Source organism: Streptomyces sp. NPDC042336, assembly GCF_055581985.1.
This window is the reverse complement of sequence record NZ_JBVJEA010000023.1, coordinates 116,708-124,172: the sequence shown is the minus strand read 5'-3', so window position 1 is coordinate 124,172 and position 7,465 is coordinate 116,708. Positions and strand designations below refer to the sequence as shown.

General features: G+C 71.1%; 6 protein-coding genes and 1 pseudogene. 4 read left to right on the top strand and 3 right to left on the bottom strand.

Annotated elements, in window-relative coordinates; translation table 11 throughout:
- From ACZ6IM_RS34130 to ACZ6IM_RS34120, 3 genes and pseudogenes are all read right to left on the bottom strand, one after another.
- Positions 1-215: pseudogene (locus ACZ6IM_RS34130) on the bottom strand (hypothetical protein); the annotation flags it as partial.
- Positions 216-305: 90 nt separating this feature from the next.
- Positions 306-1,037, bottom strand: a complete 732-nt coding sequence (locus tag ACZ6IM_RS34125; RefSeq protein ID WP_052842888.1) for an eCIS core domain-containing protein — start codon at positions 1,035-1,037, stop codon at positions 306-308.
- 133 nt (positions 1,038-1,170) lie between these two features.
- Complete coding sequence (locus ACZ6IM_RS34120) at positions 1,171-3,981, bottom strand: hypothetical protein (protein WP_469562015.1); 2,811 nt, start codon at positions 3,979-3,981, stop codon at positions 1,171-1,173.
- A 457-nt stretch (positions 3,982-4,438) separates the two neighbouring features.
- Here ACZ6IM_RS34120 and ACZ6IM_RS34115 point away from each other — a divergent pair, with 457 nt between their 5' ends.
- Genes ACZ6IM_RS34115 through ACZ6IM_RS34100 form a run of 4 tightly spaced genes read left to right on the top strand, consistent with a single transcriptional unit; the run spans position 4,439 to position 7,233 of the window.
- A complete protein-coding gene (locus ACZ6IM_RS34115; RefSeq protein WP_469562012.1) occupies positions 4,439-6,043 on the top strand; it encodes a phage tail sheath subtilisin-like domain-containing protein in 1,605 nt (534 codons plus the stop codon).
- Between the two features lie 52 nt (positions 6,044-6,095).
- Entirely contained in the window at positions 6,096-6,545 is a 450-nt protein-coding gene (locus ACZ6IM_RS34110) for a phage tail protein (RefSeq protein WP_007450914.1), read from the top strand.
- Positions 6,545-7,078 (top strand): hypothetical protein, encoded by a 534-nt coding sequence (locus ACZ6IM_RS34105; RefSeq protein ID WP_052842891.1) that lies wholly within the window; start codon positions 6,545-6,547, stop codon positions 7,076-7,078. Before ACZ6IM_RS34110 ends, ACZ6IM_RS34105 begins: the two co-directional genes overlap by 1 nt.
- Positions 7,075-7,233: a DUF6760 family protein gene (locus tag ACZ6IM_RS34100; protein ID WP_007450918.1), complete on the top strand. Its 159-nt coding sequence runs from the start codon at positions 7,075-7,077 to the stop codon at positions 7,231-7,233. The genes ACZ6IM_RS34105 and ACZ6IM_RS34100 overlap by 4 nt, the downstream gene beginning before the upstream one ends.
- The last annotated feature ends 232 nt before the right edge of the window (positions 7,234-7,465 follow it).

Below are 7,465 nucleotides of genomic sequence, written 5' to 3'. Positions count from 1 at the left end.
GGCGGAGCGAACGTCAGCTCCACCGTCCCCGTCGTCCCCGGATACAACCGCAACGTCTGCGGCTCCACCGTCGTCCAGGGAGCCACATCCCCGACGGGCTCGAACCGGTACTCATCCACCACGTCACCGGTATTACGCACCCTCAGGCGCACACGCGTACTACTGCCGGGGTCCACAGTCGCGGACGCGGGCTCCAGCGAAGTCCACAGGCTCACACGCCGACGCTACGGGTTATCCGACACGGCGTCAGCTCTTCGCAGGGCACACTGCGTTGCCCCAAAGGGCCGTCGGTCCGGTGCCCGGGACTAGTCCCCGTCCTCCACGTCGTCCGCGACCGCTCGCTGGGCGACGAGGGACGGGGCGAGGGTGTCCCCGGCCTTGAAGGCCGCTCCGTCGTTCACCGCCGCGACCTCGGAACCCTGCCCCGGGTCCGTGACGGCGGGGCCGCCACCGCTCCCGCTGCCCGTCTCCGTGATTCCCCTGCTGTTCTTGTCGAGGTGGCTGGCCTCGTGGGCGAGGATCTCCTCGTTGCCGATGGCGGACGGGCCGAGGAACACGTCCATACCGATCGTCATCGCCTCGGCCCCCATGGCCGCCGTCGCGCGCTGGGCGATCGGGTCCGTGTGCACGCGGGCACCGGCGAGGGCGGGATTCTGGTAGAACGGCACCGCCTTGTCGAGGAAGGACCCGGGGAGCGACGAGCTGGACGTCCTCTTGGCCTCGTCCAGGAGCTGGTGCTGCCCCTCCGGGCTCCGGTCGTCGATCCCGTCGTGCCCGCAGCCCGCGCCGTGCTGGTGCGAGCCGGGGTCGACGCGGCGCTGGACGGTGTGCCCGCAGCCCGGACCGTGCTGGTGCGCGTCCCGGGCGACGACCCGCTGAACGGCGGCGTTGCCGGCGGAGCTCTGCAGCGCCAGGACCGCCGCCGGGGTCATGGGCGCTCCGCCGACTCCGGTGGTGGGGGCGGGCGTGGCCCGGTGCGGAGTGCGGCCGCCCCGGACGGCCAGCTGGTCGGCGGCTTCCTCGTGCGCGCGCACCATGCGCTCCCTTCGACACCGGACGTGTGACCCTCAGCCTTACCGGAGCTTCCCCGCCGCCGACAGGTCTGCGCGGGCAACACCGGGGGCAACGGCCCCCGGGGTCCCACCGGACACGGCACGCGGTACACCGCGCTCAGAGCGAGCTGAGCTGTTTGGCGATCGCCTCTTCCCATTCCTTCTGCTGCTCGGGGTCGTTGAGGGATGCCAGCCACTCCTCCTCGTTCTTGTGGTTGTGGTCGCCCGGGCCGCACTTGAGCTCCTTGAGGAACTCACGTGCCTCGTCCCGGATGTCGTTGGGAACGTTCCTGCCCGCGGGAACGGCCGGTCCGGCTGCGACCGCGTAGATCTCCTGCGCCCTGAGCTGCCGCTTTCCCTGCTGGATGGAGTGCGTCACCATGGCCGCCTCCTTCCACGCGTCGCGCCTCCTGCCCCTCCTGCTCGTGCCGTCCTTGGACATCCTCGGCGCCTCGGACGCCTCGGGCGTCTCGGGGGCCTTGGACTCCTCGGTCCCCTCCTGGGCCGGCGTGGTGCGGGCGTAACGGTCCGGCTGGCGTACCGAGATGTAGCGCTTGTTGGCCTTCTTCACGCCCTTCTTGAGGGCGAGGCCGCCGAGGAACCCCGCCGTCAGACCGCCTGCGACACCGGGGGCGATACCGCCGGTGACCGCACCCGTGGCGGCGGCGATCGCCACGGCACCGGCTGCGATACGCGCGAGGTTGCCCGTCAGGTTGGCGAAGCGGTGCCCCAGTTTCCACTTCTTCTTGTGCACCACGTATTCCCGTGCACTGGCCATGTGCTCTCGCACCTCTGTCCTGAGGTTCTCGACGCGGGTCCGCCGCTCTTCGACGGCGTCCAGGGCCGCCGTCTCGGAGCCCTCCGCCGAGTCCCCCAGTCTGGACGCCGCCTGGGCCAGGTCGTCGGCGGCCCTGCCCAGGTCTTCCAGTACGTCCTGGAGCTTCCGGTCGCGCTTCGCGGCCACGTCGCTGAAGTGGTCCTTCAGCTTCTTGCGCTGGGCGTGGGTGTTCTTGATGACCATGCTGTCGCGGCCCACGTGTATCGCCGAGAAGGAGATGGTGAGAGCACCGCCGGCATCTCCGAGCGCGGCCACCCCTCCCAGGTTCCCGGCGGTCTTCGTGCCGGTGTTGGCGATCTTCAGGACGTCGTTGGCGGCCATCTGGGAGCTGCTCGCCAGGCCGAGGGGCTTGCCCACATAGTTCTTTCGGTGCGCGTGGGAAGCCGGGCCCGACTCATGGCGCTTGGCGGACGCTTCCTTGATCGCCGCGATGTCGTTCACGGCCCCGGTCACGTCGCTGACGAGGTTGATCGGGTTCTCGACGTTCTGCTGGATCACCGTGTTGTGCGCTGTCCCGTGGTCCCCGTGCTTCATCACTTCCGACTGGACCGCCCCCGCGGGCGGCGCACTGCCGCGGAGCACCAGGGTGTCGGGGACGTCGGCCCACGGCTTGGTCTTGGCGGAGGCCTTCTTGACCGCGTGCCCGGTACCGTCGACCGCTCGCCCGACACCGCTGCGCGAGGCAGCCTCATCCGTCTTCCCGGCGCCCGCCGGTCCCGACTGCTCCACACCTTCGGTCGCGGTCTGGGCGGCCGGTTCCTTCCCCTTGGCCGTCTTGTCCTCCGCCGCCTTCTGCTCCGCGGCCTTCTTCTCCGCCGCCCTCTTCTCGGCCTCCTCCGCGGCCAGTGCCGTCCTCGCCGTGTCTTCGGCCTTCCCGTGACGCAGCTGCCCCTGCGCCACGGCCGCCGCTCGCTGCCGGGCGTCGGCCGCCTCCTGCCCGAGGCGCGTCACCTCGGCGAGGGCGGCGTCTTGCTCCGTCTGCTTCTCCCCCGCGGTCTTCGCGTACCCGGCCGCTGCGGTCTGGGCCTTCTTGGCCTCGTCCTGGGCATCCTGCGCGGTCTTCTCGTGCTTGTCCGCCGCCCGCTCGGCGGTTTCGCGTGCCTCGGCCGCAGCCCTGGCCTTGCGGTCCAGCTTCGCCGCCAGCGCCACCGCCTCCCTGGCGCTCTCGTTCGCCTCGTCCCGGAGCCGGGCGGCCTCCTCCTGGGCCTCGTCCGCCTGCTTCCGCGCCGCACCGGCTCCCTCGGCCTCTTCGCTCCTCGCCTCCGCCTCTTCCCCGGCGGCCTTCACCCCCTTCAGTGCCTCGGCCAGTTCGACGGTCCGTTCCCTCATGACCGTCGCGAACTGCTCCTCGGACTCCGCCTCGGCCTCGGCCTCGGCCGCCTGCTCCTGCGCCGTGTTCTCGGCTTCCCCCGCCTGGCGCGCCGCTTCGTCGGCGTCCTTCAGCTGCGCCGCGGCCAGCTCCGCCTGGCGCGAGAACTGACGCACCTTTTCCTCGGCTTCAGCCTGACGCCTCCGGGCGTCCGCGATCGTCGCGGACAGTGTCTCCACCAAGTCCTCGGCGGTCTTGCGCTTCCGCTCGGCCTCCTCGGCCTCCCTCGCGAATTCATCCGCCTGCTCGCGGACCTCCTTGGCCGCCGCGCCCTTCTTCTCCGCGGTCGCGCCGTGCTTACCGGCCGCCTTGACGGATCTCCGCTGCTCCTTCGCCGCCGCCTTCGCGTCGCCCGTGAGGTCTCGTGCCTTGTCGAGCGACGCCTGCTCTCCCCGCTTCGCGGCCTCGACTTCCCCCTCGAGCGCGTCCGCCCTGCCCCGGGCGGCTGTCTCCTTCTTGCGTGCCTCGATCGCCGTCCCGGACAGGTTCCGCACCTCGGCCGCGGCGTCGGCCCGGGCCCGTGCGGCGTCCGAGACCTTCTTCTTCTGATCCGCCACCTCCTCCACGGCCGCCTGCTGCTCGGGCTCCGTCACCGGTGTGATCTGCAGGTCGTCCGGCGTCGACGAGGTCTCCCGTTCCGGTGCCGGGGCCTTGGGAAGCTGTGCCGTACCGGCCGCGCGCTGGATCGCCGTACCGGACCCGCGCTGGATGGCGGAGGCCACGGCGCGGTTACCCGCCGCGGCCTGGAGCGAGGCCAGGGGCGGTGACTGACGTGCCTGCGGGCGGGGCCGCGCCTGAGCGGCTCCCGCCGGACGGTGTCTCTGCGTGTGGTTCAAGCGGTCCGACACGGACGATCCCCTCCTGACACCCCGTCACCGTCCCCGCCCGACGCGGGGCAGCGCCCCGGTGCGGCGGGACGGCGCGCCCCGGAACGGGGCTTGATCGCAAGATGACATCCTGGCGAACTGACAGTCGACACAAGACGTTGAATCAGAAACGCCGGGTGTCCGCCAGGGGTCTTCGAGGGGAAATGCCGGGAGGCGGGGGGAGTCTGCCCCAATGGGCACGACCAGGGGCAAGGAACATGCCCCCGCTCCGGCACCCGGGGACGTTTCGGCGGCGGCAACGCGCGCGTGAGGCTGAGGGGCGTCCTGTCTCGTACCCCGAGGAGAGCAGAGCATGCCGTCCTACCTGTCGCCCGGCGTCTACGTCGAGGAGGTGGCCAGCGGCTCGCGCCCGATCGAGGGAGTGGGCACGTCGGTGGCGGCCTTCGTCGGTCTCGCCCCGACCGGCCCGCTGAACGAGCCCACGCTGGTGACCAACTGGACGCAGTACGTCGCGGCCTTCGGTGACTTCACCGGCGGGTACTACCTCGCGCACTCCGTCTACGGGTTCTTCAACAACGGCGGCTCCGCCGCCTACGTCGTCCGGGTCGGCGGTTCCGCCGAGGACGCCGTCGCCGACGGCTCGGTGAACGGCGCCGCCGCTCCCGCCGCCGTCACCGGCAGCACCGCCAAGGCGCTGCCCGCCGCCGAGCCCAAGCAGCTCGGCACGTTCGCCGTGACGGCCAACGCCGCCGGCCAGAGCGGCCCGCTGACCGTCGAGGTCGCCGACCCCGAGGGCGAGGGCCCCGCCGAGCGCTTCAAGCTGATCGTCAAGGACGGCGACAAGCCGGTCGAGACCTTCGACGTGAGCGCCAAGAAGGGCAACCGCTCCTACGTCGTCACGCAGGTCAAGGAGCGTTCCAAGCTCATCACCGTGACCGAGGCCGCGCCGTCCGCGCAGCTGGTCCGGCCGGAGAACCAGACCCTGACGCTGCCCGCGCCGCCGTCCGCCGCCCCCGCCGTTCCGGCCGGGCAGGCCGAGAGCGCGCACCCCGGGCCGGCCCAGTACCTCGGCGACTCCTCGGACCGCACCGGTTTCGGCGGCCTGGAGGCGATCGACGAGATCTCCATGGTCGCGGTGCCCGACCTGATGGCCGCCTACCAGCGCGGCGCGATCGACCTGGAGGCCGTCAAGGCCGTACAGCTCGGTCTCATAGCCCACTGCGAGCTGATGGGCGACCGCGTCGCGATCATCGACCCGCCGCCCGCCCAGAACGCCCGCCAGATCCGCGTCTGGCGCCAGGAGACGGCCGGCTACGACTCTAAGTACGCCGCCCTGTACTACCCCTGGATCAAGTCCTTCGACCCGGCCACCGGCCAGTCCCGCCTGGTCCCGCCGAGCGGCCACGTCGCCGGCATCTGGGCCCGCAACGACTCCGAGCGCGGCGTGCACAAGGCCCCCGCCAACGAGGTCGTCCGCGGTGCCGTGGACCTGGAGCTGCAGATCACCCGCGGTGAGCAGGACCTGCTCAACCCGATCGGCGTCAACTGCATCCGCTCCTTCCCCGGCCGCGGCATCCGCGTCTGGGGCGCGCGCACCCTCTCCTCCGACCCGGCGTGGCGCTACCTGAACATCCGCAGGTACTTCAACTACCTGGAGGAGTCGATCCTGATCGGCACCCAGTGGGTGGTGTTCGAGCCGAACGACCACAACCTCTGGGCCCGCATCCGCCGCAACGTCTCGGCGTTCCTGGTCAACGAGTGGCGCAACGGTGCCCTCTTCGGCCAGAGCCCCGACCAGGCCTACTACGTGAAGTGCGACGAGGAGACCAACCCGCCGGAGTCCGTCGACCTCGGCCGGGTCGTCTGCGAGATCGGCATCGCGCCGGTCAAGCCCGCCGAGTTCGTCATCTTCCGGCTCGCCCAGTTCTCCAGCGGCGGCGGCGAACTGGACGAGTAGGCGGATCTCGCCCCCGCCCTTGTCCCACATCCTCTAGAAGGACAGCGAACCCATGTCTCTCCCCAAACCCGAAGACGTACTCGTCGCACCGAATTTCGGTATCCAGATCGACGGTGTGATGGTCGAGTACCTCAACTCGGTGTCGAACCTGCAGATCGAGCAGGACGTCATCAAGTACCAGCAGAACCAGGGCACGACCGGACGCAACAACGTCACCCTGATGCCGGGCGTGGCCAAGGACGGCTCGGTCCAGGTCGAACGCGGTATGAGCCAGTCGTCGGTGTTCACCCAGTGGATCAACGACTCCATGGCGGGCCGGATGGCCACCGCCCGCAAGAACGCCACGATCATCGTGATGGACTACGAGGACAACCCGGTCAAGCGCTGGAACCTGCGCAACGCCTGGTGCAGCAAGGTCGTGGCGGGCACCCTGAAGGCGGGTGACACCAACGCGCTCACCGAGACCATCACCATCGTGTTCGAAGAACTGGTCGTCGAGTAATGCGCCGTAGTACTGCCAAGGCATCCGCCGCGGCACCCCAGACCGCGGCGGCGGGAGCGGACTTCCCCCGTTCGGCTCCCGCCGCCGCGCCCACGGAGGCGCCGGCCGGTTCTCCGGCCGGCCCTCCCGCCGGGCCCCCCGTCGACACCGCCCCGAGGCAGCAGTTGCAGACCGAGTTCCCCTTCGAGCTGCCGCGCGGGTACGTCGACGAGTCGGGCACGGTGCACCGGGACGGCGTGATGCGCCTGTCGACGGCACGGGACGAGCTGATCCCGCTGCGCGACGTGCGGGTGCAGGAGAACCCGGCGTACCTGTCGGTGGTGCTGCTCGGCCGGGTCATCACCCGGCTGGGCACGCTGGCGATGGTGCACGACGGCGTCGTGGAGAACATGTTCGCCTCCGACCTGGCGTTCCTCCAGGACTTCTACCGCCAGATCAACGCGGAGGGGCACACCCGCGCGGCCGTCCAGTGCCCGCACTGCTCGGAGCCCTTCGAGGTGGAACTCGGCGGGAGCCGCCTGGGGGAATCGTGACGTACGCGACCGACCGGCTGCACGAGGAGATCGCGTACGTCGCCTACCACTTCCACTGGAGCCTGGAGGCGATCCTGGACCTGGAACACCAGGACCGCCGCCGGTACACGGACCAGATCGCGTCCCTCGTGACGCGAGGCACGGCGGAGGGCTGATCAGTGGGACTCCTGGACCGGCTGCGGGGTCGTCGGGACGACGGCGAGGGAAACGGGGGCGGGACCGCGGCATCGGCGGCGGGCTCGCCCACGCAGGCGGGTCCGCCCGCGGACACCGGCTCGCGTCCGGACCCGGGCACGGGCGGCAGTGCGGCATCCGCGCCCGTGGCCGTCGCCGCCTGGACGGGCCTGCCGCCGATCCAGCGCGCCACGGGCGCGGACCGTACGGGGG

Bases quoted from the DNA above. Each gene is read 5' to 3' on its own strand.
- ACZ6IM_RS34110 (WP_007450914.1), top strand. From the start codon at position 6,096: ATGTCTCTCCCCAAACCCGAAGACGTACTCGTCGCACCGAATTTCGGT.
- ACZ6IM_RS34125 (WP_052842888.1), bottom strand. From the start codon at position 1,037: ATGGTGCGCGCGCACGAGGAAGCCGCCGACCAGCTGGCCGTCCGGGGC.
- ACZ6IM_RS34115 (WP_469562012.1), top strand. From the start codon at position 4,439: ATGCCGTCCTACCTGTCGCCCGGCGTCTACGTCGAGGAGGTGGCCAGC.
- ACZ6IM_RS34105 (WP_052842891.1), top strand. From the start codon at position 6,545: ATGCGCCGTAGTACTGCCAAGGCATCCGCCGCGGCACCCCAGACCGCG.